Source organism: Halomicroarcula saliterrae, from assembly GCF_031624395.1.
Classification (GTDB): Archaea; Halobacteriota; Halobacteria; order Halobacteriales; family Haloarculaceae; genus Haloarcula; species Haloarcula saliterrae.
Window position 1 is genome coordinate 546252 of the sequence record NZ_JAMQON010000002.1, and the last position, 24029, is coordinate 570280.

Genomic DNA, 24029 nt, shown 5'->3' on the forward strand with positions numbered 1-24029 from the left:
ACCGACGGCTTGGGCCCACGGGAAAAAGTACCTGACGACCCAGCGCTCGACGGGGAAACAGCGAAAGAAACGACAGCCGGAGACCGCCTCTCAGTTGTCGTCGTTCTGGACCGGCTGGCTCGGGCCGCCCGAGAAGACGAACTCGTGTTCGGCGGCGGTCTCGAACCGGTCGAGGATACCGCCGAGCGGCTTCGCGTACCGCTTGAGCCGGTCGGCACGTTCCGAGACCTCGTCCAGCTCGTCGGCCTGCTGTTTGGAAGTCTCCGAGGCGTCCTCGGCCTCAGACCGAATCGACTGGCTCTTGCCGGTGACCTCGTCCAGCACGTCGGCGACGGACTCGAACTGCGCCAGTTCGTCGTTGATGTCGACGTGTGGGTTCCCCTTCAGCGAGTGGAGCCGGTCGATGACCTCGTCGAGGGTGACAGCGAGCGCCTGCAGGCGCTCCTCCTGCTGGGTGGCGTCCGTGTTGATCGCGTCGACAGAGGCCGTCACGCGCTCTGCGGACTGGCGGACGTTCTCCGTGTTCGTCAGCACGATCTCACTGGAGTCGGCGACCTCCTCCGAGAAGGTCTTGAGCTGTCCGGTGGTCTTCTCGAGTTCGCCCAGCATCTCGTTGAACTCCTCGGCGATGCGGTCCATCGCGTCGTTCTCGTTGTCGACCTCCATGCGCTGGGTGAGGTCACCGTTGGCACACCGCTGCATGACCTCGCTGTAGTCCTCCGCCTTCTCCTGGAGGTAGTCGGTCATGGCGAGTGCCTCCTGTCGGGAGACCTCGGCCTCTTTGCGAGCGGACTCGGCCTCCTGGATACGGTCCCGGAGCGCGTCGCGCATGTTGGCGAACGAGGCGGTCAGCCGACCGAACTCGTCGCGGCGGTTGACCTCCAGCTCGATGTCGAGGTTGCCGGCCTCCAGCCGTTCGGCCTTCTCGGTCAGCCGGTTCAGCGCGCTCACAGTCCCGCGACCGAAGACGACGCCGATGACACCGATACCGAGGAACGCCGTCACCGCGAGCACGAGCAGGTTCGTGGTGATAGTGCTCCGGAGCGCGTAGGCCGTCGAGAGCGGGACGTGGGTCGCGACGATCCACTCCTCGCCTTCGACGGACGCGAACCCGATAGCGACGCTGCTGTGGTCCGGCAGCGTGGTGCCGTTGATGTCAGCGCCCTGGACGAACCCGGTCTCGCCGTTCAGCCCGCTCCGCAGGATGGACAGGTCGCCGGGGCTGTCGGTGTACACCGAGAGGGTCCCGTCGTTACGGTCGAGCCGTTCGGTTTCCTGGGTCCCCGCGACGATACGGCCTTCAGCGTCGATGACCTGCGAGTAGACGCCCTGTGACGGCGCTGGGAGGTTCCCGGCCAGTGCGTCCATGTCGGTCTGCATCACGAGAATAAGGTCGTCGCCGCTCTCGGTCTCGACCTCGGTGACGAACGACACCAGCGAGCGGGTCAGCGCCTCGTCCGCACGCGAGACGAACACGCCGTCGTCGTTGTAGGTCAGGTTGTCGTTCTGCCACGGCGCTTCGCGCGTGTTGAGGGGTTCGCCGACTTTGGCCTCGGACGTGCTCGCGGTGATGTTCGAGTTGCTGCGGTTGACGAGGTGCACCCGATACACGTCCTCGGGGAGCCGTTCCCGCTCGCTTTCGAGGAAGCTCTGTCGCTCGGAGTGGGTGCCGCTCCGGATCACCTCGAACTGTGAGAGCCGCCGGGTCGTGTCGCTCCGTGATTGGCGCCACTCTTCGATCTGTGTCGCGCTCTGGTTCGCGACACCGGTGTACTCCGTCTCGGTCTCGGCGGTCAGCTGGGTGTCCGTCTGGTTGTACGTGTTCGCACTCACGCCGACGATAACGACCGAAATCAACAGCAACGCAGCCAGAAACTTCGCGAGGAAGCTCCGGGCCAGAAAACCGGGGAGGACGCTGCTGGCTTCGTCTACGCTTCGCGACTGGGGTGTGTCGTCTTCGCTCATCGTTCTCTTATGAACCTCCGAATTCCTGCCCGTAGTCCCTAGTCAAGAATCTGTCGTTCGCGATGTACCGGCTGGGAATCGCCGACTCCGTGAGATACCCGTCGTCCTCGATCTTGGTCGCCGCGTCGTCGAGGGCCTTCTTCGCGGTCCGCTGGCCGCTGACGACGCTGCTCATCGCCTGAGCGGCCTCGGACATGATGTTCATGTTCTGGGGCGTATCGACCGGGACCGGCGGATACTCCCCGGGACTGTCGGGGTTGCCTCCGGGGACGTTGTTCATGCCCTGCTCGAAGGCGTTGATGTACCCCTCGCCGGGGACCGGCGGCGTGTTACCCTGATCGACCTGGTTCTTGACGTAGTCGAACCGGGCGTACCCCGCGCGGGGACCGTCACCCCTCCACTGCCGGGTCGATAGCATCAGGTTCGCCATTCGCGAGTTGGCCCACTGGATGTACAGCCACGCCGCCTCGGGGTTGTCCGAGGTCGCGGTGATACCGGTCGCCCAGACCCAGGTGTCGACGATGGGGTCGCGGCCGTCGGGTCCCTGCAGCGGCGGGAGCCACTTCGTCTCCTCCATTATCTGGGTGTCGACGATACCCGAGGTCTGTGGCGTCGAGTACATCATCCCGACCTCCCCGTTGCTGTAGGCGTTGTTGTTCGCGTACCAGTCGTACGTCCCGGGGTTGCTCGGGCCGTACTTGTTCAGCATGCCGCCGAACCGCTCCAGGGATTTGACGCCCTGCTCCTGGTTGAGCGTCGCCGTCCGGGCGTCGCGGTCGATCCACTCCCCGCCGTAGGTCTTGAACATCGTCCCCCAGTTGGCCGACGACAGCGTGGTCGAACTGGTCCGTGAGACGATACCCTCGCGGCTCACCTCGTTCGACTCGGAGATCGTCTTTGCCGCCGACTCCAGCTCCGCGAAGTTCCGCGGCTCGCTGAGCCCGAGCGTCTCGAAGGTCGGCTTGTGGATCGCCGTACAGCCGTAGGCCTCGATACCGTTTGGCAGCGCCGTCAGCTCGACGGTGCCGTCCGCGTTGGGGTACGACATCAGCTCGATGGTCTGGCGCTTGAAATCCCCCATCCGGAGCCACTGCTTGTCCGTCAGGCTGCTGTTGTTGATGTACGGGATGAGGTCCCGGACCCAAGCGTTGCCGTCGTCACCGAAGTGGTAGCCGCCCGAGGGCCACAGCCCGTTCATGATACCGTCGTAGGGGTTGTCGTCGCTGGAGAGCGCGTTCTCGGTCTCCAGCCAGAACTGGTCCTCCGAGACGATCTCGTAGTCGACGGTGATGCCGGTCAGGTCCTCGAAGTAGTCCTTGACCATCGTCCCGTCCTCGGCCTGCGTCGAGAACGTCGTCGAGTACGGGTGCAGCCCCATCCCGAAAGTCAGCGTGATATCGTCGCCAGAGAACTGGTCCCAGTCGATGCCCGCCTCCCTCGCGTGCTCGTTGAGTTTCTGCCCCCACTCCTTGATGCCCCGCTGCTTGGGCGGGATGTCCGTCGGGCCGTACTCCGTCTCGGATTCGGAGAAGATCCCCCCGCACCCGGCGAGTCCGACCGTCCCCGTTACGGCCAGTGATTTGAGTGCGCTCCGTCGTGATATTCCGTCAGTAATCCGGTCTGTCATTGTGATCTGTCGTGTGCCGAGAGGTCCCACGCCGGTCGTCATAACGACCGACCCATATACGCCCCTCTTGCTGACACGTACATCATTAATCACACATCATAAGTTTACCGGAAACACGGGTTATGGCAGTAAAGAATACCCTACTAGCAGCTGTTAGACATCAAAATTTAGCTATTTACCATACCCCCGTCGGTCGTGCGATAGCCGAGGGCGATTTCAGCGTTCGGGGGGCCGAAACGCGTCGACGAGTTCGGGGACGACGTCGAAGAGGTCCGCGACGACGCCGTAGTCAGCAACGTCGAATATCGGCGCGGTCGGGTCGGAGTTGACGGCGATGACCGTGTCGCTGTCGGCCATGCCGGCGACGTGCTGGACGGCCCCGGAGACGCCGACAGCGACGTACACCTCCGGCGAGACGACCGCACCCGACTGACCGACCTGCCGGTCCGCCGAGAGCCACCCCTTCTTTACCGGCGGACTCGAGGCGGCGACGGTCGCGCCCATGGCGTCCGCGAGGTCGAATATCAGGTCGAGGTTCGATTCGGACCCGATACCGCGACCGACGGCGACCACCACGTCGGCGTCGGTGAGGTCGACGTCGCCGGGTCCGACCGCCTCGAAACCGGTCACCGTCGAGCGGACAGCCGAATCGTCGATGTCGGGTGTGAACGGGCGCACGTCGGCGTCACCGGAGCCCTCGGCGGCGGACCACGCGCCGGGGCGCAGGGTGAGGACTGCGCGCTCGCCGTCGACGGCGAGTGTCTCGACCAGCTTCGACGCGAGGCACTCGCGCGTGACGGCGAGGCCGTCGTCGCCGCTGAGCCCGATGACGTCGGTCACCAGCGGCCAGTCGAGTCGGCTGGCGAGCGCCGGCGCGTAGTCGAGGCCGGTGACCGTGTGGGGCGCGAGGACGAGGTCGGCGTCGACGGCCTCGACGAGCTGTGTGAGCGCCTGCGTGGCCACGTCGTGGTTGAACGCTTCGCCCGCGGCTGTCGTGTGGACCACGTCGACCCCGACGCGGGCGAGCCGGTCGGCGAACCGCTCGGCGCGCCCGCCCACCACGGCGGCGTGGACAGCCCGGTCGGTCCCCGCGGTCAGCTCCCGGCCGGCCGAGAGCAGTTCGAGGCTCACGTCACGCAGCCGACCGCGCCGGTGTTCGGCGACGGCGAGGACGGTCACGGCCCCACCCCGTGTTCGCGCAGGACCGCTGCCAGCGCGGTGGCCGTCTCCTCGGGGCTCCCCTCGAAGTGTGTCACGCCGCCGTCCCGGTCGGGCTCTGAGGTGCCGGTCCGGGTGAGCGGACGCTCGATATCGGCCGGTGAGAGCCCGAGGTCGGCGAGTGACCGCACGTCGATGTCGGCTCGATGGGCCGCCCGAACCGCTCCGAGACTCGCGTATCGAGGCTCGTTGCAGCCGGTCTGTATCGTCAGGACGGCGGGCAGTTCGACCGTCGTCAGCTCCTCGACGTTCCCCTCCAGCTCCCGGCGGACGGAGACGACGCCGGCCTCGCGGTCCGCGTTCAGGTCGGTGACGACCGTCGCCCAGCCGTAGTCGAGTCGGGCGGCAAGCGTCACACCGGTCGCGGCGAAGCCGTCGCCGCCCGACCGCACACCGGTCAGTACGAGGTCCGGGTCGACCTCGGCGGCGACACCGGCGAGCAGACGGGCTTTCGTCTGTGAGTCGAGTGCAGTATCGGCCAGTCGGTCGTCCCAGACCCGAACCGCCCGGTCGGGGCCCCGGGCCAGCGCGTCTCGAACGGCTTCTTCGGGGCCGATGGCGGCGATGACGACCTCGGCGGCGTCGTGGGCTTCCCGGAGCCGGACCGCCGCCTCGATGGCCTGTGCGTCCCACTCGTGGGGGAGCGACCGCTCGTCGAGGCCGCCGTCGAACTCGTCATCGGGGACGGACACCGCCGTCACTGTGACAAGTATTTGCACACCCGACAGTGGGCCGGGCAGCGAGAAAACGGTACCGCCGTCACGGGGACGGCCCTCCCGAGGTACCGGGGCGTATGGCCGGCGCGACCGTCAGTCCTCGATTTCGGTCACGTCCTCGTCCGGGAAGGAGATGAGGTTCTCCCGGCCGATTCTGAGCTTGTCGACGCGGTCGTCCTCGTCCATCGAGGAGAGCAGCTGGGACACCTTGGCGTTCGACCAGCCGGTCTCCTTGACGATTCGGGCCTGTTTCATGCGGCCGCCGTTCTGTTCGAGCAGCCGTTCGACGCGCTCCTCGTCGCTCAACAGTTCGACGTCTATCTCGTCGCTGGCCGTCTCCGTCCCGCCGTTGGCCGTCTCGGGTGCCGCCGGTGCGTCACCGCCAGCGGTGTCGTCGGTGTCGCTCGCGCCCGCCGGCGGGAACCCGTCCCAGTCGTTCAGATAGAGGACGGCGACCGCCAGAGCGATGACCAGCAACGCGCCCACGCCGAACCACAGCGGCAGGTTCCCGCCGCTGTTCGGTCCGGGTCCGGGCGAGCCCGTCGATGCCGTCGTCCGACCGTCCGGGTCGCCCTCGTAGACGATGTTCAGGTCGCCTCGCTGAAACGTCTCCTGACCGTCGATTCGGATCGACCCGTCCTGGAGATAGGAGTCCGGAGGGGAGTTCTGTACCACGTATCCGGCCGGCGGGGAGACGACGAGCGACTGTCGCTCGGTCAGTCCGTTGAACCACGTGCCCTCCTCCGTGTAGAACGCGTCACGAACGGTGATGCGACTCCCGTTGACGGCCGCGAAGTTCGTCCACGTGAACGACAGGACGAGCTGGCCGCGTCGGTCGGTGACAGCGTAGTCCCGGGTTACGTTTGTGACCGCCATCTCTCGGCCGGTCTCGCTCCCGGTCGCAGCGCTCGCAGTGCGGAACTGCTCGACCAGCCGCCGGTCGGTGTCCCTGCTGGTGAACTCGTCCGCGAGCGACTCGAACGCCCGGCTGTCGTTCGCGTCGCCGAGCGCGTAACTGTCGGTAATCGTCCAGCGTGCGTCACCGTCGGGTGCTAGCTGAACGTGAAACGTCATGTTCTCGCGAACTAGTTCCTGCTGGGGCGTCGACTGCGCAGCCGGCCCGTCGTGTATCGGGGCCGGGGCTGTGGCTGCCGACGCCGCTGGGAACGCAACGAAGAGGAGGACGAGGAGGACGGCGGATACCCGCAGGGCCATGTCAACCAAACAGTGTACAGGCCGGCGGCAAAACCCTTTCTATCGAAGAATAAAACGTCAGATATCGCCGTGAAACGTCTCGGCCGTTCTCGGGCCGCAGTTACGAACGGAGTAATGGGGGATATTTTTGTACGGCCCGGGTGTAAGCAGTGGTGATGCGCCCGCTCCCCTCCCTCCTCGTCGCGTTGCTGTTCGTCGCCGCGACGGTCATCCCGGTCGCTGGTATCCACCCGGCGACAGAACGGACTGAGACGGTAACGGGTCCCGTCCAGAGTGTCACGGCTGTCGATAATACCACCAACCAGCTCACCGTTCCGGCCGACGCGGTCCGTCGGTCGAACTACAACGAGACCGGCATCGATATCAGCACGTCCGCCGAGGCGTGGTCGGCACAGCTCCACCACCGCCACGACTCGCTCGCGTTCGAAGCGCAGTTTCGGCAGACGGAGTCGAACCTGAAGCGGTCACAGCTCATCGATACCCGGCTCGCGACTATCGAGGCGAAACACCGGGCGCTCGACCGCCGGCAGGACACCGCGGTGAGTCGGTACGCCCGGGGGGAGATATCGCCGAAGGAGTTCCTCAGGACTCGGCTCGTCATCCACGCCGAGGCGACCGAACTTCTCGAAACGCTCGACCGCGTCGCCGCGGTCCCGGACGCCGCGCCCGACTACACGCCGGCCGACTCGCTGACGACTCGACTGCGAACCACGGAGGGTGAGCTCAAGACGCTCACCGGCCCGATCGGGAGCCGACTTCAGTCGGGTGTCGCGGCTTCCGACAGCGGGCCGATCTATCTCGAAGCGTCGGACAGCGGGTATACGCTCGCGACCGTGGCCGGCGACCAGTACGTCCGCGAGACCCGACTCGACGACGCGCGCAACGGCACCCTCCCCGACGAGTTCCTCAGTACGGCGGTCAACGACGGGAACCCGGGGACCGACCGGCTGGACATCGCCGGCGAGCGCGCGGCGAACCTGTACCCGTGGCTCTACGAGCGACAGCGGCCCAGCTTCACCTTCTATGGTACGTCTGGCATCTACGAGCTCACGGCCAACCACCCGAACGGCGAGCTGACCGCGTATCTCGACGGCGGAACGACAGACATCTTCTACGAGCAGCAGTTCCGAGACCTCTCCAACGTCCGGACGCGGGGGACCGAGCAGAACGTCACCGACTCACTCCGGGTCACCGTCCAGCGGTCCAGTGACACCGGTCCGCTGCTCGTCTCCGCCGCGAACAACGAGACCGGCGCGGTCGTCGACGGCCGCGTGCTAATCGACGGCCGGTCTGTCGGCACGACCGGGAGCGACGGCCTGCTCTGGACCGTCGAGCCGCGGGGCAGCTACACCGTAACCGTCGCGACCGATTCGAGCAGAACCAACGTCACCGTCCGAGACATCTGAGAGCACGCCACGCGGCGGTCCGGTTACGAAAAGAACAAGAGCGCCAGCCCGCTGGGGTCGGTATGGCCGTCATCGAGCAGCTCGGATTTATGCTCGTCTTTCTCGCCGTCGGCGCGGTCGCCAGCAGCGTCGGGCTACTCGATTCGGCGCGAACGGACACGCTGACCGCGGTGGCGTTTTACGTCGCCCTGCCGGCGCTGGTCTTCGCCTCGACGTTCGACCGTCCCCTGGAGGAGCTCGTCTCCCCGGCGTTGCTCGTCGGGTTCTGGGTCGTCGTGGCTCTCACCGTCGCCGTCGGCTGGGTCGTCCACCGCCAGCGTGCGACCGACGCGCGCCGGAGCGTCGCAATCGTGCAGTCCTACCACGGGAATATGGGCTTTCTCGGCCTCCCGCTGGTGGCGGCCGCCATGGGCGGCGAGGCCGCCGCGATAGCGAGCGTCATCCTCGGTGTCGGAGCGGTGACCCAGGTGCCGGTGACGGTGTTCTTGCTGATACGGCTCAACGACAGCGACGCCTCGGTTTCGGGCGAACTGCGGGCGCTGGCGACGAACCCGGTGCTCGTCTCGCTCGCCGCCGGCATCGTCGCCTCGGTCGGCACCGTTGCCGTTCCGGGGCCGGTCATCGGTGGCCTCGATGCCGTCTCGACGCTCGCGCTCCCGCTCGCGCTGGTCTGTGTCGGCGCGAAACTGGACACCGAGCTGTCCCTGTCGGCGCTGCGGCCGACGACCGGCGTCGTCCTGCTCAAGGTCGTCTGGATGCCGCTGCTCGCGTGGGCGGTGTTCTCCGCGCTCGGGCTGGGGGCGACCCCGCTGTCGGCCGCCGTCGTCATGCTGGGCGTGCCGACCGCCGTCTCGACGTACGTCTACACCAGCGAGCTCGGCGGCGACGAGTCCTTCGCCTCGATGAACGTCCTCGTGACGACGGTCGCGTCGCTGGGGACGCTGTCCGTGCTGGTCTGGCTACTGGGGTGAGCCCCGGTCCTTTTCGTGACCGACATCGTCATCCCGGCTATGGCCTACCACCAGATCGACCCCGAGGACCTCCCGGAGACGCCGGACTACCCGTGTGACCGACGGGGTATCTCGGACGCCGCGGAGCTCGTCTCGCTGCACGCGGCGACCTACGAGATGGCCCCCGGTGAACAGCTCCCGCGGGCGTACCACTACCACGAACAGCGCGAGGAGCTGTTCTACGTCGTCTCGGGCCCAGTCCACGTCGAGACGCCCGAAGCCGAGTACGTCGTCGACCCCGGCGAGGTGTTCGTCGCCGAACCGGACAGCCCACATCGGGCGTTCAATCCGGCGGACGCCGAAACCTCGGCCCGCGTGCTCGGTGTCGGCGCGCCGAAAACCGACATCGCCCACCCCTACGAGCCCGACGACTGACCGGACACGCTTTTGCCGCCAGCCCGACGAGAGTCACCCATGACACGCAAGCAGGAAGTCAGACAGGCACTCGTCGACAGTGGCGTCACGGCCGTCCTGCGCGATATCCCCGAGGAGAAGATGGTCGACGTGGCGGGTGCCGTCCACGAGGGCGGCGTGCGGGCGCTCGAACTCACCGCCGATGCGACCCGCTGTTCCGAGCAGGTCGCCGCCGTCGACAGGGAGCTGGCCGACACCGACGCTATCGTCGGCGTCGGAACGGTGATGGACCCCGCGGCCGCGCGAAACGCTATCGAGGCCGGCGCGGAGTTTATCCTGGGCCCTCATCTCGACGCGGACATCATCGAGGTCTGCAACCGTGCGGGCGTCCTCTGTATTCCCGGCGTGATGACCCCGACCGAGGCGGCGGACGCGATGGCCGCGGGCGCGGACATGCTGAAGCTGTTCCCCGCGTCGACCGTCGGGCCGGGCCACATCGGCGCGATTCAGGGGCCGCTTGGCGACGTACCCATCATGCCGACCGGCGGCGTCTCGACGGACAACGTCGCCGACTACTTCGACGCCGGGGCGACGGCGGTCGGCGCCGGCTCGGCGCTGGTCGACTACGAGGCCATCGAGAACGACGACATGGACGCCGTCCGCGAGAGCGCAGCCGCCTTCGTCGAGGCTGTCGACGCCGCTCGGGAGTAGCGAGGCGTGAACGGAGTGAACGCCTCGGACTGGAACGGGGAACGGCGTGACCCGTGGAGGAGTAGCGAGGCGTGAACGGAGTGAACGCCTCGAAGTAAGCGAGCGGCACAGCCGTGAGCAGCGGGGCTAAACGGAGAAGAACAACGCGAAGCCAAACTCCCGTCGACCGGGCGTGAAGCGACGGGCTGGTCCGGTCGCTTCAGAACGCGAGCGGTGAACAGCGTGACCCTGACAGCCGCGACGGCTGCAGTCTCACATCCCGCCGGTGGCGGTGTCGGTCGGCGTGTCCGTCGGCATGCCAGTCGGCGTGCCCGTCTCGGTCCCGCCGGTCATCCCACCGGCTTCGGCGTCCGTCGCGACGACGACTCGCGCGCCGGGCTGACCGCCAGTGGGTTCGAGATAGCCCGTCGCGAAGATGGTCTGAGCGGCCATCTCGGTCAGATCGACGCTGAAGGTGGCGACCGGCTCCTCGTCGTTGGAGGGACTGTCCGGTCGGAGTTCAATCGAGCTGGTGTCCGAGGGGACGCGGACGTAGTCCCCGGCCTCGCCGAACTGCAGGTTGTCGGCGATGACCGTGTCGCCGGCTGTCACGTCGACGGCCGGGGCGTCGGGAATCGCGTGGACCGCTCGAACACGCGTGTTCCCGGCGGTGGCCGTCGTGTCTTCGTCGGGCAGGAGCGTGACGGTGAACGGCTGGTTCTGCCCGGACACTTCACCGATAGCCGCGGCCGTCTGGGGACCGCTCTCGAGGGTGACGGCTTGGTCGAACACCGGTTCGTCCCCGCCGGTCGGCGTGACGGTGATCTGGTGCTCACCGGCGGTCAGCGACAGGTAGTCGCTCACTGTCTCGAAGGGGACGTCCTCCAGAACGGTGGAGCCGTCGACGGCGACGTCCACGTTCGGTGCGTCCGGAGCGAGATGGGCGACGCGGAGCATCGCCTCGCCGCCGGCGGGCGTCTCGGTGCCGTCACCCTCGGTTTCCGTTTCCGTGCCGGTCTCCGTCTCCGTCTGCTGTTCCGTCTCGGTCACGGTGTCCGTCGAGTCCATGCCGCCGCTTTCGGTGTCGGTCGCGGTTGGCGTGCCGCTCTGCCCGCCGCTGTCACTACAGCCGGCGAGGGCGACCAGCGCGCCGCCGGCAACTGTTAGTACACCGCGTCGAGTCTTGCTTTCTCGTTGCATCGGTTGGCTCGACAGCGTCCGGGGTTATGGTAAGTGACAGTGTACGGCACGTAAACCGGCATTTAATTCGCCACTCCGTCGACGGTGTCCGGCCCGAATAGAGGCCGCGCTCGGCACTACGCGGAAATCGGTCGAGTAACGTCCGGTCAGGGACCTCACTCGGCGAACAGGCTATCGACGATTTCCTCGGGGTCGAACGGTTCGAGATCGCCGTAGTCCTGCCCGGTTCCCAGGAAGAGAATCGGTTTGCCGGTGACGTGGGCCACCGAGATGGCCGCACCGCCCTGCGGGTCGGCGTCGGCCTTCGTCAGCACCGCGCCGTCGATTTCGGCCGCGTCGTCGAACTCGCGGGCGCGGTTGACCGCGTCCTGCCCCGCGACGGCCTCGTCGACGAACAGCGTCATATCGGGGTCGATGTTGCGGTCGATTTTGGCCAGCTGGGCCATCAGATCGTCGGAGGTGTGGAGGCGACCCGCCGTGTCGCCCAGCACCACGTCGATATCGTTGGCCTTGGCGTACTCGACCGCGTCGTAGACGACGGCCGTCGGGTCCGACCCCTGCTCGTGGGTGATAATCTTCTTGTCGAGGTTCTGGGCGTGCTTTTCGAGTTGCTCGTTCGCGCCGGCCCGGTAGGTGTCGCCGTTGGCCAGCACCGTCGAGAGCCCGCGGTCCTCGAAGTAGCGGGCGAGTTTTGCGATAGTCGTCGTCTTCCCGACGCCGTTGACGCCGGTGAAGATGATGACGACGGGCTTGTCGGCCGCCTGCACCCGCTCGTCGAAGTCGAACTGGCCGACGCTGATGACGTCGAACAGGGCTTCACGCAGCGCGTCCCGGACCAAGTTGCCCGTACTGGAGAGCCGCCGGCGCGTCTCGCCGGTGAGGTTCTCCTCCACGCCGGAGAGAATCTCGTTGGCGACGCTCATCTCCACGTCGCTGGACAGCAAGGCGAGTTCGAGGTCGTCCAGATGCTTCTGGAGGTCCTCCTCTTCGATGACGGTCTTCCCCGTGGCCATGATTTTGGCCTTCTCGGTGAAGCTCCGCCCACCGCTGTCGTCGTCTTCCTCGTCGGGTGCCAGCGTCGGAACGTCGTCGGTGGCCTCGTCTCCGGACGCATCGTCGGCATCAGCCTCTGGGGACGCATCGTCGGCGTCCGCAGCTCCGGACACCTCGTCGGCATCCGTCTCTCGGGACGTGTCGTCGGCCGGCACGTCTTCGTCGACCGATGCGTCCTCGGTCGACGCGGCCTCGGCTGGCGGTTCCGGTGTCGAGTCGGCGTCGGGCGAGGTCGCGTCGTCACTGTCGGTCGACGCGTCATCGGCCTCGGCAGTCGTATCGGCTTCGGACTCCGTGTCCGCCTCGGGCTCCGAAACGGCCTCCTCGTCGTCGACCGCTTCGTCGTCGACCGCTTCGTCGTCGACCGCTTCGTCTTCGGCCGCTTCGTCGTCGACGTCTTCTTCGACGTCGCTGGTGAACCCGCTGAGCTTGTCCTTCAGTCCGTCGAACATATCGACCTTACTCGTCGGACTGCTGCTCTTCCTGCTGTTGCATCATCTGCTGCATCTGCTGTTGTTGCATCTGCTGGGCCTGCTGTTCGAGTTCGCTCATCTCGCCCTCGACCTCGGCCTTGTCGTCCTGCAGTCCTTCGATGTGGCCGTCGAGGGTCTCTTTTTTCGTTTCGAGCGTGTCGACGGCGCCGCCCTGGTCGCGCTCCGCGGCGTAGCCGCCGCCCAGGGAGACGACGATCTCGTCGATGTCGTCGACCGTCGCGCGGACGTAGGCCTCGCCGCCGATGGGGACCTGCACCGTCGCGCCCGACTCCAGCACGTCGATGGCCTCGATGGCGTCGTCGATGTCGGATTTCTTCCCCTGCAGGCGCTCGACTTCCTCGTCGATGGCCTCCATCTCCTGTTCGAGCTGCTCGATCTCCTGCTGGAGCTGCTGCATGCCGCCGCCACCGCCACCGCCGCCCATCATGCTGCCACCTCGTCGATGGAGATCTGTGTGCGCTTGAGGTTGTGCTGGGAGCCGAAGTTACTGTAGACGCGCTCGGTGGCGACGTCCTCGTTCGGCGCCTCGACCTCCTGTTCGAACTGCTGTGGCCCGTCTCGGGCCGGGAAACTACCGCGAACAGTGTACGTGCTCATATCCTCCGGTGCGGGCAGGACAGGGAAGTATCTTCCCCTTCAGCCTTTCTCAGTCTCGCTGACGGGGCCCGATTGTGGGGTCGACAGCGCTTATGACGGTCGCCGCCGACAGTAGCGACACAGTGGGACGTGACAGGTCAGAGCGGGGCGGTAGCGGCGGGACGCTGTTCCCGGGGCAGCGCCAGCTCTCCGAGTCGCATACGGTCCTGTGGGCGGTGGTTATCCTGGCGTCGCTGTTCGACGTCGTGACCACCATGGTCGGCATCCAGCGGGGGCTCGGGGAGGGTAACGCGGTCGCCCGGGCGTTCATCGAGACCTACGGCACGCCCGGCATCGGTCTGTTGAAGTTCAGCGCGCTAGTGGTGGTCGTCATCGCGTGGGCGCGGTTCGACGACCGCCGGGCGACGGCCGTCCTCGTCGGCTTCGCGCTCGTCTCGCTCGTCGTGGTCGCGCTGAACGCGGTGACACTCGCCGGCGTCTGAGGCCGTTCGACACCTCGCTACGTCTCCGGCGCGTATATCATATCACCGCCACACATCGGACAGGACGTTCTGAGTATCTCCGTCGCGTACTCACACCGCCGACAGACGAGCGGTTTCGGCTCCGTTATCGATGGTTCCTTCTCTGACATGTCTTACAGTTCGTCATCTATCATGATAAATGTTGACATTGGTCGGGTAGTAGCGCACTCGAACGGCGCCACTACTCACGGTGTGACGAACAGCCCCGCCGCTGGCGGTCGGGACGCGACGCGGAAAACGGAGCGGTCAGTCGATGTAGCCCAGCGTGGCGTCGATACGGCCCAGTTCCGGACCGGAGGTGTCCGTGCCACAGACGTAGCCGGAGTCGTTTGCCACGAGGCCGGAACCGACCAGCGGGCCGCCGTAGTTGACGGTGCCGATGTCGGCCGGTACATCGAGCAGCTCCTCCAGCGCGTCGAGCTCGCCGTCCGTGGCCTTCGGATGACAGAGGACGCCGCTATCGGTGGCGACGGCGGCGGTGCCGACGGTGTTGACGCCGGCGACGACGCCGCGTTCGACGGGCACGTCCAGCCCGTCTCGCACCGCCTGAACGGCCTCGCGGGAGAGGTCGGGGTGGACGTACGCCCCCGAGTCGTTACAGCAGACGACGTTCCCGGCGGCGTTGATGCGGCCGGGTAGCTCCGTCACCGGAACGTCGACGACGTCCTGGATACGTTCGATTTCGGATTCACGCACACGCGAGGAGACGAGGAGCCCGTTCTCGTTGCCGGTCGCCAGCGCGCCGACCGTCGCGGAGTGACCCACGGTGGTCGGGATGGCGGGCACTTCGAGCTCCTCGCTCAGGTCCTCGGCCAGCGATTCGTCTACGTCGGGGCGAACCAGCACGCAGTTGTCGGTCGCACGGGCGAAGACACCGACGTACGACGACCCGGAGAATGCCGCGCGGAGCAAGGGTTATTCCGCTGTCTCTGCTTCGACGACTGCCTCGCCCTCTTCCTCGAAGCGGGCGGCGCGCACGCGAAGCTTGCTCGGCGGGCTCGACCGGCCTCGGGCCCACGTCGTCTCGTTTATCGAGGGGTCGATACGGACGGCGTCCTCCTCGACGGAGAAGTGCTGGGCGAGGTGCTCGCGGACGAGTCGGATCGCCTTGTCGGCCTTCTTGTGGTTCGGCTCGGCTCTCGCGTCGCGGAGCGGAATCGTGACGACACGCTCCTCAAAGTCACCGGCGCTCATTATTCGTCAGTGTCGCCCCGGCGCCAGTGTCGGCGCTTCGGGTTGCGCTGGACTTCGCGGTCGGTCTTGAGCATGACCCAAGACGGGACGCGACTGTTCTGCTTGTCGAGTTTGGCCAGACGCTTCTTCTTGGCCTTCGACTTCTTGCTCATGGTGTCGGCACTTCTGTGCCACGGCTTAAATTCCTTCCTTTTCCGCTCGCCGTGCGTCGACTGTGATAGGCGGCTTTCGTTATCATGGTGTGTAATCGGGCACGAAGCGTTAAGTGCGGAAATCGGCAGATAGCCACACGTGAATCGTCGGTCCGTACTACAGGCGGTCGGAGCGGGACTGGGAGCCGCTAGTTCCGGCTGTCTCGGTGGTGGTGGCGAAGTCATCGTGACCGTCAAGCGAGACGTCACCGTCGACCCCGGGACGGCGTGGATGGAGACGGGGATTCCGGATCTCTCGGAGTCGGGCGGCGCTATCGAATACATCGTTCGCGCGGAGACGCCGTTCGACGTCTACTTCTTCAGCGACGAGGCCGACTTCCGCAAGTACGACGCCTACATCAAGGGCGACGACCCCGACGAAACCCCGCCCGGGAACGACGAGTTCAGCCAGGCGGCAGTGCCAAAAGAGGGCTCCGGGATGTACGAGGCGGCGACGGACGACGGTGGGGGTCGCCAGTCGGTTGGGGCCTCGGGTCCGTACTACTTCGCCGTGGACCACTCGAACTACCGCATGGAGAACCGCGTCGAGGCGTTCGACGACCCGCTGACGGCCTTCGTGGACCTGGAGGTCGTCCGGAAGCGGTCGCTGCTCTAGACGAACGCGAGCGGCACCATCGCCAGCACGCCGGCGAGGACCCCGGTCAGTAGTTCCCGCTTGCCGCCGCCGGCGAGGTTCTGGCCGTACTCCAGCGCCTCGGGAACGAACTCCGTCGCGACGAGGTAGATCATCGCACCGGCTGCAAAGCCGAATCCAAAGGGGAGGAACTCCCGCGCCAGCGTCACGAAGTAGTAGGCGATGACCGCGCCGACGGGCTGGGGCAGCGAGGAGAAGACGGCCCACCACACCATCTTCGGCTCGCTGACGCCGAGTGACCGCAGCGGGATGGCGATAGCCGTCCCCTCCGGGACGTTGTGGATGGAGATAGCCACCGTCATGAACACCGCAAGCAGCGGGACGGCGAGGCCCGCGATAGCGACCGAGTCGCCCGCCCCGGCCCCGTCCAGCCCGAGCTCCGCGAAGGAGACGCCGACGGCGACCCCCTCGGGGAAACTGTGGACCGTCAGGATGCCGAGGATGAGCACCAGCTTCTTGAAGTCGGCCTGCTCGAACTTTTTGGGCCCGTGGTCGAAGCCCTCCAGGGCCTCGTGACCGACGACGACGAGGACGACGCCGGTGAGCAGGCCCGGCACCAGGAGAATCGGTGAACCGTAGTTGAGCCCTTCCCGCACCAACCCGAACACCGACGCAGCGACCATGATACCCGAGGCGAGCCCCCACAGCAACACGTTCCATCGGTCCGAGAAGTCGTCGACCAGAAAGAACGGAACGGCCCCCAGACCGGTCGCCAGCGCCGTCAGCAACCCGGCGACGAAGACGAAGGCGACGTTCTCGAAGGCGACCATGAGAACCCTACTGGACTCCGACGCATAACAATTATCATTTTTCTGATTGTTTTTGGTCGGCCTAGAGCTGCGTACTACCTGTCAGAGCGCAATCGAGTCTACGGTACGGTACACCGGACCGTCGTCCCGCAGGACGCTCTCCGTGAGACGGAGTTCCTCGACCGGCAGTCGGCCCACGTCAGGGTCGTCGTGCTCGACGACGCGGCGGACCTGCGCTTTCCCGCCGGCGTGGTCCAGCCGGGCAATGGTGGCGTGGGGCGTGAACTCGTGTTCCTCGGCCTCGAACCCCATCGCCGTGGTTCGGTCCTCGACGGTCTCGTGGAGCGCCGTCAGTTCCCGGTCACCGTGGTCCTCCCGGACGCCGACCCAGACGACGCTGATGTAGTCGAGCGACGGGAAGACGCCGAGCCCTCCGAAGTGGGCCTCGAACGGGTCGACACCGCTGTCCTCGACGGCCGTTTCGAGCGCGTCCACGAGGTCGTCGACGCGCTCCGGGTCGGTGTCACCGAGGAATTTGAGGGTGACGTGGGCCTGCTCCGGGTCGGTCAGTCGCAGGCCAGCGGTGTCCTCGAACCGCTGTTGTACGTCGGCTACGGCGTGGGCCAGACCGTCGAGGTCGACGCTGACGAACAGTCGTTTGCTCATACCGTGGGTCCGCTTGCCACGCACTTGGAACTGACTGAGCCGGGGACGCAGCCCTTAACCCGCCTGACCGCCAACCGTGGGGCAATGACAGACCGAGAGCCCGAGGACCACCAGTTCTCAGAGGGACAGGGGTTCGACGACCCCTACGAGGGGTTCGACCTCGAACCCCCGGAGTTCGAAGTCGACCCCGACAAGGTCGATCCCGTCGACTCCCGTGTCCTGACTGACATGCTGGACCGGCGCAACGTCACGTCCGACGCCGTCGACCCCGGAAAGCTGCTCGACGTTGGGCTGGAGTACATGCATATCAACCGCCACGAACAGGCCGCCGAGACGTTCGAGCGGGTCGCCCAGTTCACCGACGACGAGCGACTGAAACAGGAAGCGTGGACGAACAAGGGCGCGGCCCACGCGCAACTGGAGGAGTGGGACGCCGCCATCGGCGCCTACAAAGAGGCGCTCAACTTCGACGACGAGTCCGACCACGCGGCGACGGCCGAGACGAACCTCGCGTACGCGCTGTGGGAGTCGGGCCGCACCGAGCAGGCGCTCGAACACGCCGAGCGAGCCGTCGAGATCGACCCGCGCTTTGGCGAAGCGTGGTACAACCGCGGTTTCTTCCTGCTCGAACGCGGGCTCGCCGAGGACGCCCTCGACGCGTTCGACAACGCCATCCGCCTGAGCTTCCGGAACGCCGACGTGCTAGAGGAGAAAGCCCGCGCCCTGGAAGAGCTGGGCGAGTACGACCGCGCCGAGGAGCTCGCAGAAGAGGTAGACGAGATGCGCGAAGACGCCGAACAGCAGCTGCTGGAATGATACTCAACGAGCGCGACACCGACGAGGGGCTGCTCGTCTCCGTCTGTGACCCCGATGTCGTCGGCGAGACGTTCGAAGACGGGCCCGTCTCGCTGACCGTCACCGAGGAGTTCTACGGCGGCGAGACTGTCTCCGAATCGGAGGTCGTCGACAGCCTCGCGCGCTGTTCGGTCGCGAACATCGTCGGCACGGAGAGCGTCGACGTGGCCGTCGAGCACGGGTTCGTCGACGAGGAGAACGTCCTCGACGTGGACGGGACCCGCCACGCCCAGTTGCTCTGGCTCTGAGTGTCGTCGCCGTCGAAAACCCCCGGCTATCCTACTCGGGCGAGCGCGTGGCCTGCGCGCACGTCGTTTCGATCGGGACGCTAGCGGAACTCCAGTTGCTTTAGCTTCCAGCCGCCCTCGAACACGACGAGGCGAACGGTGTGGATGCCCCGCGGCAGGTCAACCGCGGTCGTGACCTCTTTCCAGTCGTACCAGCCGCCAGTCGACCCGAACTCGAACCGTCGGAGCGGGTCGTCGTCGACGACGACACCGAGGTCGCCGCCGCCGAAGCTGTCGGCCGCGGCGACGTGGATGGTCAGTTCGTACGTCCCGGCCTCCTGGATGTAGACGTCGTAGGCGAGCCACTCGTCGCTCGCGAGCCAGTCGATTTCGCCGTCGCCGCTGAGCGGGGTATCGACCGCGTTCCACCGGTCGGCGTGGTGGTACTGGTGGTAGGCACCCACGCTGATGGTCCCGGGGACCTCGTGGCGCTCGATACCGGGCTGTTCGTGCGCCCCGTGGACCCGCCGGTCGCGGCCGCGACGCTCGCCGCCGCGCTGAACTACGCCGCCGTCAGGCTGTCTCGTCACTTCGGAGCGGCGGTCGTCTGGGTCCCCCATCGCTGAACTGTACATACAGCCACTACCATAAAATATTTGTCACTATTTCAGCTATTGATAAATAGACCTCGTATCTGCCCTAATTTATCAGTAGCCGGGTCGAAATTGAGCTGCGTGGCTATCTCCGGCGATAACGACGGCGGGCGGAGTCCGGCAGCGCGGGGACGACCCGTTTCGGTCGAGACGAATCGTGGTTTTGGTGAACCAAAAGAAAGTTCACTGCCCGACCCTTCGATATAGCCAATGGGACAAACCGATATCGAACACCTCGACGTGGCGGCCATCAGGGAGGAGTACCCCATCCTCCAGCGGGAGTTCGGTGGCGAGCAACTCGTCTATCTCGACAACGCGGCGACGACGCAGACGCCCGACCGAGTCGTCGACACCATCGCGGACTACTACCGACACACCAACGCCAACGTCCACCGCGGCCTCCACCAGCTGAGCCAGGAGGCCTCCGTCGCCTACGAGGACGCCCACGACCGCGTCGCCGACTTTATCGGCGCCTCCGGCGGGCGTGAGGAGATCGTCTTCACGAAGAACACCACCGAGAGCGAGAACCTCGTCGCCTACGCCTGGGGCCTGAACGAACTCGGCCCGGAGGACGAGGTCGTCCTCACCGAGATGGAACACCACGCCTCGCTCGTGACGTGGCAGCAAATCTGCAAGAAGACCGGCGCCACCTGCCGCTACATCGAGGTTCAGGACGACGGCACGCTCGATATGGACCACGCCCACGAGCTCATCGGCGACGACACCGCCATGGTCAGCGTCGTCCACGTCTCGAACACGCTGGGGACGGTGAACCCCGTCTCCGAACTCGCGGACATCGCCCACGACCACGACGCCTACATCTTCGTCGACGGCGCCCAGTCGGTGCCGAACCGACCCGTCGACGTGGAGGCCATCGACGCCGACTTCCTCGCGTTCTCCGGCCACAAGATGGCCGGACCGACCGGTATCGGCGTCCTCTACGGCAAGAAACACATCTTGGAGGAGATGGAGCCGTATCTGTTCGGCGGGATGATGATAAACAAGGTCACCTTCGAGGACTCGACGTGGCACGAGCTCCCGTGGAAGTTCGAGGCCGGCACGCCCGTCATCTGTCAGGGCATCGCGCTGGCGGAGGCCTGTGACTACCTCGACGATATCGGCATGGATGCGATTCGCCGCCACGAGAACGAACTCGCCCAGTACGCCATCGAACAGCTGGAGGGCGAGGGCGACATCGACATCCTCGGCCCGCCCGCCGGCGTCGAACGGGGCGGTCTGGTCTCTTTCAACCTGAACTCCGTCCACGCCCACGACCTCTCCTCGATTCTGAACGACTCGGCCGTGGCCATCAGAGCGGGCGACCACTGTACCCAGCCGCTGCACGACAAGCTCGGCGTCCCGGCCTCCGCGCGAGCGTCCTTCTACGTCTACAACACGAAAGAGGAAGTCGACAAGCTCGTGGAAGCGATAGACGACGCTCGGCAGCTGTTCGCGTAAGGCGAGGGACGCGACTGTACGGAGCGGCCCTCGAAAGGAGCGGTGGAACCGCGAGCAGGGAGTGTCGTCGCCCATCGACGACGTTCTCGGTGAACGGAGTGAGCCGAGAGCCAGCGAGACGAGTGAAACGAGTCTCGCCAGGCTCGGCAGCCGTTCGCGTCGCCGTCTGCAGTCGTCATTGGCCTGAGAGACCGTAACTCACCGAACGAACACGGTGTACATCTTGTACGTGTCCGGACAGCCGCCGAGCCACGTCGTCCCAGCGTCGACCGATTTCCTGAACACCTGTCGGGTGCCGTCGTCGGTACCGATGGAGTCGCCGGTGTCGGTCCAGTCGTCGAGCCACGCCGGCCTCGACTCGGCGTCGTAGGCGACGAACACGTCGGCCGGCTCGGCGAGGTCGAGCCGGTAGCCCGACGGCCGCTCGATGCCGTTGTCCCCCTTCTCCGGGCGGAGGTAGGTGAGCCCGGTGTACTTGCCGGGCACGGCCCTGAACCGGGCGTCGTCGTAGACGTAGAGCCGTTCGCCCTGGTCGAGGGTCCCGAATTCGTAGACGGAGCCCTCGGCCGACTCGACCGCGCGGAGCGGGCCCTCCGTCTCGGTGCTGCCCGAACTGCCGCCGGCGAAGCCACCGACCACGTCCGACCGACGGCCCGCGTCGTCGGGCAGCGGTTGCCCCTCGACGGCGAGGCCGAACTCGTTCGACAGCTCGCGGTTCGATTTCCCGACGAACTCGGCCGGCGAGGCCTCCGTCAGGTCGCCCATGGCGTCCGTCCCGGCGTCACCGAGGTCGGCCTCGGTCGGATACGGGACGACGTCGGGGCGCTGGCTGTCGAAGTAAAGGGGCGTGCCGTCGAGTTCGACGCCGCCCGCCGGCGAGAAGACGCCGTAAATGTCGTCGTCAAGGTTCGTCCGCATGAACACCGAGGCGCGGCCGCCCTCGCCGAAGGTCACGTCCTCGATACGGACGTGCTGGGCGGGCGTCCAGCGGCGGTCCGTGCCGCCGCCGATGACGTGGACGTCGACGTCGTTGTCGAGCCGGCCGCCGGTGATGGGGCTCTCCCCGCGCGGTGGCGCGCGGATGCCGGTGAACCACCCCTCGATATCGGGGTTCTCGACACGGAGGTTCTGCGGGGCGTGGTTGCGGTTGATGCCGACGCCGCGGTGGCCGCCGGCGCCGTCGACGAGCGTCGGGTTCCGGACGACGACGTTTGCGCTGTACCGTATCGAGATACCGTTCTGGCCGCCCTGCGCGCCCCGGCCGTTGGGCACCCGGCGGCTGTCCCACGGGCTGTAGTGGGCGCCGACGTTGAACGCGGTGAACTCGTCGACGACGCTGTAGTGCTCGACCTCGTCGTGGGCGTCGGCGAAGCGGTGCCGGGAGATGTCTACGCCGCCGCCCGAGGCGAACGCGGTGTTGCCCGAGAACGAGCGGAGCTTCACCAGCGTGGAGGGGACCGCGCCGTCGGTGACCGCGTCGGACTGCAGCAGGCGGTCCTGCCCCGAGACGTTCTCGACGGGGAAGTTCGCGAAGTCGACGGTGATGCCCGAGAACCGTTCGGGCGCCATCTGCTCGTCAGGTTTCGGTCGGGTCCACCAGACGAAGCCGTGGTGGCGGTGGCCGGCGGCGACGTTGTCGTCGACGGCGACGCCCGGGCTCTGGAGCCAGAAGCCGTAGCCGCCGTGGCCGAAGTCGTCGGTGGCGCCCTCGCGGCCCTCGTGGAACTGCCGGCCGTCGGGGACGCCGCCGGTGCCGGTCGAGCGCAGCGCGAAGTTGCGCTCGAAGGAGCCTATCTCGTTGCCGACTTCGGCGACGAAGCCCGCGCCGAACACGTCGTGAGAGACGTTGTCGCGGAAGGCGACGTTGCTATGGTGGTTGACGTAGCCCCAGCCCGGGCTGCCGTCGACGACGCAGCCCTCGACGACGCGGGGCGCAGTGCTCGCATCGATGCCCGTCCGGTGGAAGTGACAGGCGTAGCGGGCCTTCGGGTTCGGCGTGTCGGGCTCCGGTGGCGTGCCGTTTTCCGGGTTCGTCACCGGGCGGGACTTGTCGGTCCGGCCCAGCGAGTCGAAGGCGGCGTGCTGGACCCGCACGTCCGTCGTCATGAACATCACGTGGCCGCGCCGTTTCGTCGCCTCCGAGGCCGACCGGAGGGTCACGTTGCGGTCCATCGCGGCGACGTAGGCGTCGAACTCCTCGCGCGGCGGCACGTGGTCGTGGGTCAGCGCCCCGTCGAGGTCGACCGTCGAACCCGAGACGCCGGCGACGGTCACCGACTCGTCACGGTTCTCGTCGGGCGTGACACCGGCGACCACGAGCGAATCGCCCTCGGCCCAGTCGGTCGGGCGCTCGGCGAGCGTTAGCGAGCTATCGCCGGCCGACGGCGGTGTCGCCCGCGCCCACGGCGTCCGTTCGGCGCCGGCGATTCGCACCGTCGACCCGGGGAGCGCGAGCAGGCCGCGGCTCACCCGTTCGGGGTCCCACGCTTCGTCGATCGCGCCGTCGTCGGTGAACTCGACGACGGCGCCGGCGCCGCGCTGGACCGGCTGCTCCGGCGTCCCGAGTTCGAGCGTCCCGGTCCCGGCGACGACCATCGTATCGACCAGCAGTCGCGTCGGCGCCGACGGGTCGACCCGCAGCCGGCCGTCGACCCGGACGGTCTTGAGCGCGGCGTCGAGCTCGCCCGCGAGTGTGACGGTCGTCCCCTCCGGAATCAGGACGCGGGCGCCGTCGCCCGGCACCGACGCGTTCCAGCTCCCGCCCTCGGCCCAGTTGCCGCCGGTCGCGCGGTGGGTGACCTGGTCGTCGGAAACGAGCCGTGCGATGTGGTCGTGGTCCGACAGTGAGTTCGCGCCAGCGCCCAGTAGCCGCTCTCGCTGCGTGTACGCTCCGCCCGCGAGCGTGACGCCGACGCCGCCGGCCGCAGCGCCTTTCAGAAACGTCCGTCTGGACGACCCCTTCTCCGACATTCTGTTCGCCCAATCCACGGACGGAAAGATAAGTGTGTGGGCCGGCGGCAGCGCTGTCCAGACGCGTCCGACAGAGTGGTTCCAGCGCTATCCAGACACGTCCGACAGAGTGGTGGCCGGGAGCGGCCGACATGGCCGCGACCCGGGGAAGGGCAGGGTAACAGTGACCAGCATACTGCGCTTCACGCGCAGTTTCCACGGCCGCGAACGCGATGGGCGGCCGCCTCTATCGCCCGCGTTTTTGCCGCCAGGGTGCCCGCAGCGAGCCTACGGCTCGCGAGCGCACCCGACGAAGGGAAAGGTGGAAGCGAACGCTTTTCAGCGTCTGCGCCGTATGATGGTTCA

Annotated in this window: 26 protein-coding genes; 9 read left to right on the top strand and 17 right to left on the bottom strand. The window is 66.8% G+C overall.

The genetic code is table 11. The annotated features are described in order from the left end of the window. Positions 1-90: 90 nt before the first annotated feature. From NDI56_RS10815 to NDI56_RS10835, 5 genes are all read right to left on the bottom strand, one after another. The gene (locus NDI56_RS10815; protein ID WP_310919527.1) at positions 91-1965 is read right to left on the bottom strand and encodes a HAMP domain-containing protein; all 1875 of its coding nucleotides are present in this window, start codon (positions 1963-1965) and stop codon (positions 91-93) included. 7 nt (positions 1966-1972) lie between these two features. After that, on the bottom strand, positions 1973-3592 hold the full coding sequence (locus NDI56_RS10820; protein WP_310919528.1) for an ABC transporter substrate-binding protein: 1620 nt from the start codon (positions 3590-3592) through the stop codon (positions 1973-1975). Positions 3593-3808: 216 nt separating this feature from the next. Further along, positions 3809-4771 (bottom strand): electron transfer flavoprotein subunit alpha/FixB family protein, encoded by a 963-nt coding sequence (locus tag NDI56_RS10825; protein ID WP_310919529.1) that lies wholly within the window; start codon positions 4769-4771, stop codon positions 3809-3811. Then, positions 4768-5529: an electron transfer flavoprotein subunit beta/FixA family protein gene (locus tag NDI56_RS10830; protein WP_310919530.1), complete on the bottom strand. Its 762-nt coding sequence runs from the start codon at positions 5527-5529 to the stop codon at positions 4768-4770. Before NDI56_RS10830 ends, NDI56_RS10825 begins: the two co-directional genes overlap by 4 nt. 90 nt (positions 5530-5619) lie before the next feature. After that, positions 5620-6741: a helix-turn-helix transcriptional regulator gene (locus NDI56_RS10835; RefSeq protein WP_310919531.1), complete on the bottom strand. Its 1122-nt coding sequence runs from the start codon at positions 6739-6741 to the stop codon at positions 5620-5622. 155 nt (positions 6742-6896) lie between these two features. Here NDI56_RS10835 and NDI56_RS10840 point away from each other — a divergent pair, with 155 nt between their 5' ends. From NDI56_RS10840 to NDI56_RS10855, 4 genes are all read left to right on the top strand, one after another. Beyond that, positions 6897-8147, top strand: a complete 1251-nt coding sequence (locus NDI56_RS10840; protein ID WP_310919532.1) for a DUF7094 domain-containing protein — start codon at positions 6897-6899, stop codon at positions 8145-8147. A 62-nt stretch (positions 8148-8209) separates the two neighbouring features. Next, complete coding sequence (locus NDI56_RS10845; protein ID WP_310919533.1) at positions 8210-9118, top strand: AEC family transporter; 909 nt, start codon at positions 8210-8212, stop codon at positions 9116-9118. 39 nt (positions 9119-9157) lie between these two features. After that, positions 9158-9532, top strand: a complete 375-nt coding sequence (locus tag NDI56_RS10850) for a cupin domain-containing protein (protein ID WP_310919534.1) — start codon at positions 9158-9160, stop codon at positions 9530-9532. 39 nt (positions 9533-9571) lie between these two features. Then, positions 9572-10222: a bifunctional 4-hydroxy-2-oxoglutarate aldolase/2-dehydro-3-deoxy-phosphogluconate aldolase gene (locus NDI56_RS10855; protein ID WP_310919535.1), complete on the top strand. Its 651-nt coding sequence runs from the start codon at positions 9572-9574 to the stop codon at positions 10220-10222. Between the two features lie 252 nt (positions 10223-10474). On the opposite strand, the gene NDI56_RS10860 is transcribed toward NDI56_RS10855, so the two are convergent. From NDI56_RS10860 to rpl18a, 4 genes are all read right to left on the bottom strand, one after another. Beyond that, positions 10475-11401: a DUF4397 domain-containing protein gene (locus NDI56_RS10860; protein ID WP_310919536.1), complete on the bottom strand. Its 927-nt coding sequence runs from the start codon at positions 11399-11401 to the stop codon at positions 10475-10477. Positions 11402-11556: 155 nt separating this feature from the next. Beyond that, a complete protein-coding gene (gene ftsY, locus NDI56_RS10865) occupies positions 11557-12906 on the bottom strand; it encodes a signal recognition particle-docking protein FtsY (protein ID WP_310919537.1) in 1350 nt (449 codons plus the stop codon). Positions 12907-12913: 7 nt separating this feature from the next. Continuing rightward, positions 12914-13372: a prefoldin subunit alpha gene (gene pfdA, locus NDI56_RS10870; protein WP_310919639.1), complete on the bottom strand. Its 459-nt coding sequence runs from the start codon at positions 13370-13372 to the stop codon at positions 12914-12916. Beyond that, entirely contained in the window at positions 13372-13545 is a 174-nt protein-coding gene (gene rpl18a, locus NDI56_RS10875) for a 50S ribosomal protein L18Ae (protein ID WP_220588820.1), read from the bottom strand. The genes pfdA and rpl18a overlap by 1 nt, the downstream gene beginning before the upstream one ends. A gap of 122 nt (positions 13546-13667) precedes the next feature. On the opposite strand from rpl18a, the gene NDI56_RS10880 reads away from it, so the two are divergent. After that, the gene (locus NDI56_RS10880) at positions 13668-14027 is read left to right on the top strand and encodes a DUF5658 family protein (RefSeq protein WP_310919538.1); all 360 of its coding nucleotides are present in this window, start codon (positions 13668-13670) and stop codon (positions 14025-14027) included. 17 nt (positions 14028-14044) lie between these two features. On the opposite strand, the gene NDI56_RS10885 is transcribed toward NDI56_RS10880, so the two are convergent. The 4 genes from NDI56_RS10885 to NDI56_RS10900 form a co-directional block, all read right to left on the bottom strand. Next, on the bottom strand, positions 14045-14176 hold the full coding sequence (locus NDI56_RS10885) for a hypothetical protein (protein ID WP_310919539.1): 132 nt from the start codon (positions 14174-14176) through the stop codon (positions 14045-14047). A gap of 136 nt (positions 14177-14312) precedes the next feature. Continuing rightward, positions 14313-14978, bottom strand: coding sequence for a translation initiation factor IF-6 (locus tag NDI56_RS10890; protein ID WP_310919540.1), 666 nt, complete (start codon positions 14976-14978; stop codon positions 14313-14315). 3 nt (positions 14979-14981) lie between these two features. Further along, positions 14982-15260, bottom strand: coding sequence for a 50S ribosomal protein L31e (locus tag NDI56_RS10895; RefSeq protein WP_310919541.1), 279 nt, complete (start codon positions 15258-15260; stop codon positions 14982-14984). Further along, positions 15260-15412, bottom strand: coding sequence for a 50S ribosomal protein L39e (locus tag NDI56_RS10900; RefSeq protein ID WP_310919542.1), 153 nt, complete (start codon positions 15410-15412; stop codon positions 15260-15262). The genes NDI56_RS10895 and NDI56_RS10900 overlap by 1 nt, the downstream gene beginning before the upstream one ends. 226 nt (positions 15413-15638) lie before the next feature. On the opposite strand from NDI56_RS10900, the gene NDI56_RS10905 reads away from it, so the two are divergent. Further along, positions 15639-16067, top strand: a complete 429-nt coding sequence (locus tag NDI56_RS10905; protein WP_310919543.1) for a hypothetical protein — start codon at positions 15639-15641, stop codon at positions 16065-16067. On the opposite strand, the gene NDI56_RS10910 is transcribed toward NDI56_RS10905, so the two are convergent. Continuing rightward, a complete protein-coding gene (locus tag NDI56_RS10910; RefSeq protein ID WP_310919544.1) occupies positions 16064-16876 on the bottom strand; it encodes a ZIP family metal transporter in 813 nt (270 codons plus the stop codon). The genes NDI56_RS10905 and NDI56_RS10910 overlap by 4 nt on opposite strands. Positions 16877-16957: 81 nt before the next feature. Next, positions 16958-17521 (bottom strand): RNA 2',3'-cyclic phosphodiesterase, encoded by a 564-nt coding sequence (thpR, locus tag NDI56_RS10915; RefSeq protein ID WP_310919546.1) that lies wholly within the window; start codon positions 17519-17521, stop codon positions 16958-16960. Between the two features lie 84 nt (positions 17522-17605). Here thpR and NDI56_RS10920 point away from each other — a divergent pair, with 84 nt between their 5' ends. Continuing rightward, positions 17606-18337 carry a tetratricopeptide repeat protein gene (locus tag NDI56_RS10920; RefSeq protein WP_310919547.1) on the top strand — a complete coding sequence of 244 codons (732 nt, stop codon included), beginning with the start codon at positions 17606-17608 and terminating at the stop codon, positions 18335-18337. Continuing rightward, entirely contained in the window at positions 18334-18624 is a 291-nt protein-coding gene (locus NDI56_RS10925) for a DUF424 domain-containing protein (protein WP_310919548.1), read from the top strand. Before NDI56_RS10920 ends, NDI56_RS10925 begins: the two co-directional genes overlap by 4 nt. Before the next feature lie 80 nt (positions 18625-18704). On the opposite strand, the gene NDI56_RS10930 is transcribed toward NDI56_RS10925, so the two are convergent. After that, the gene (locus tag NDI56_RS10930) at positions 18705-19223 is read right to left on the bottom strand and encodes a carbohydrate-binding protein (protein WP_310919549.1); all 519 of its coding nucleotides are present in this window, start codon (positions 19221-19223) and stop codon (positions 18705-18707) included. A gap of 243 nt (positions 19224-19466) precedes the next feature. Here NDI56_RS10930 and NDI56_RS10935 point away from each other — a divergent pair, with 243 nt between their 5' ends. Beyond that, positions 19467-20714 (top strand): aminotransferase class V-fold PLP-dependent enzyme, encoded by a 1248-nt coding sequence (locus NDI56_RS10935; protein ID WP_310919550.1) that lies wholly within the window; start codon positions 19467-19469, stop codon positions 20712-20714. Between the two features lie 198 nt (positions 20715-20912). On the opposite strand, the gene NDI56_RS10940 is transcribed toward NDI56_RS10935, so the two are convergent. Further along, complete coding sequence (locus NDI56_RS10940) at positions 20913-23684, bottom strand: G8 domain-containing protein (protein WP_310919551.1); 2772 nt, start codon at positions 23682-23684, stop codon at positions 20913-20915. Positions 23685-24029 lie beyond the last annotated feature (345 nt).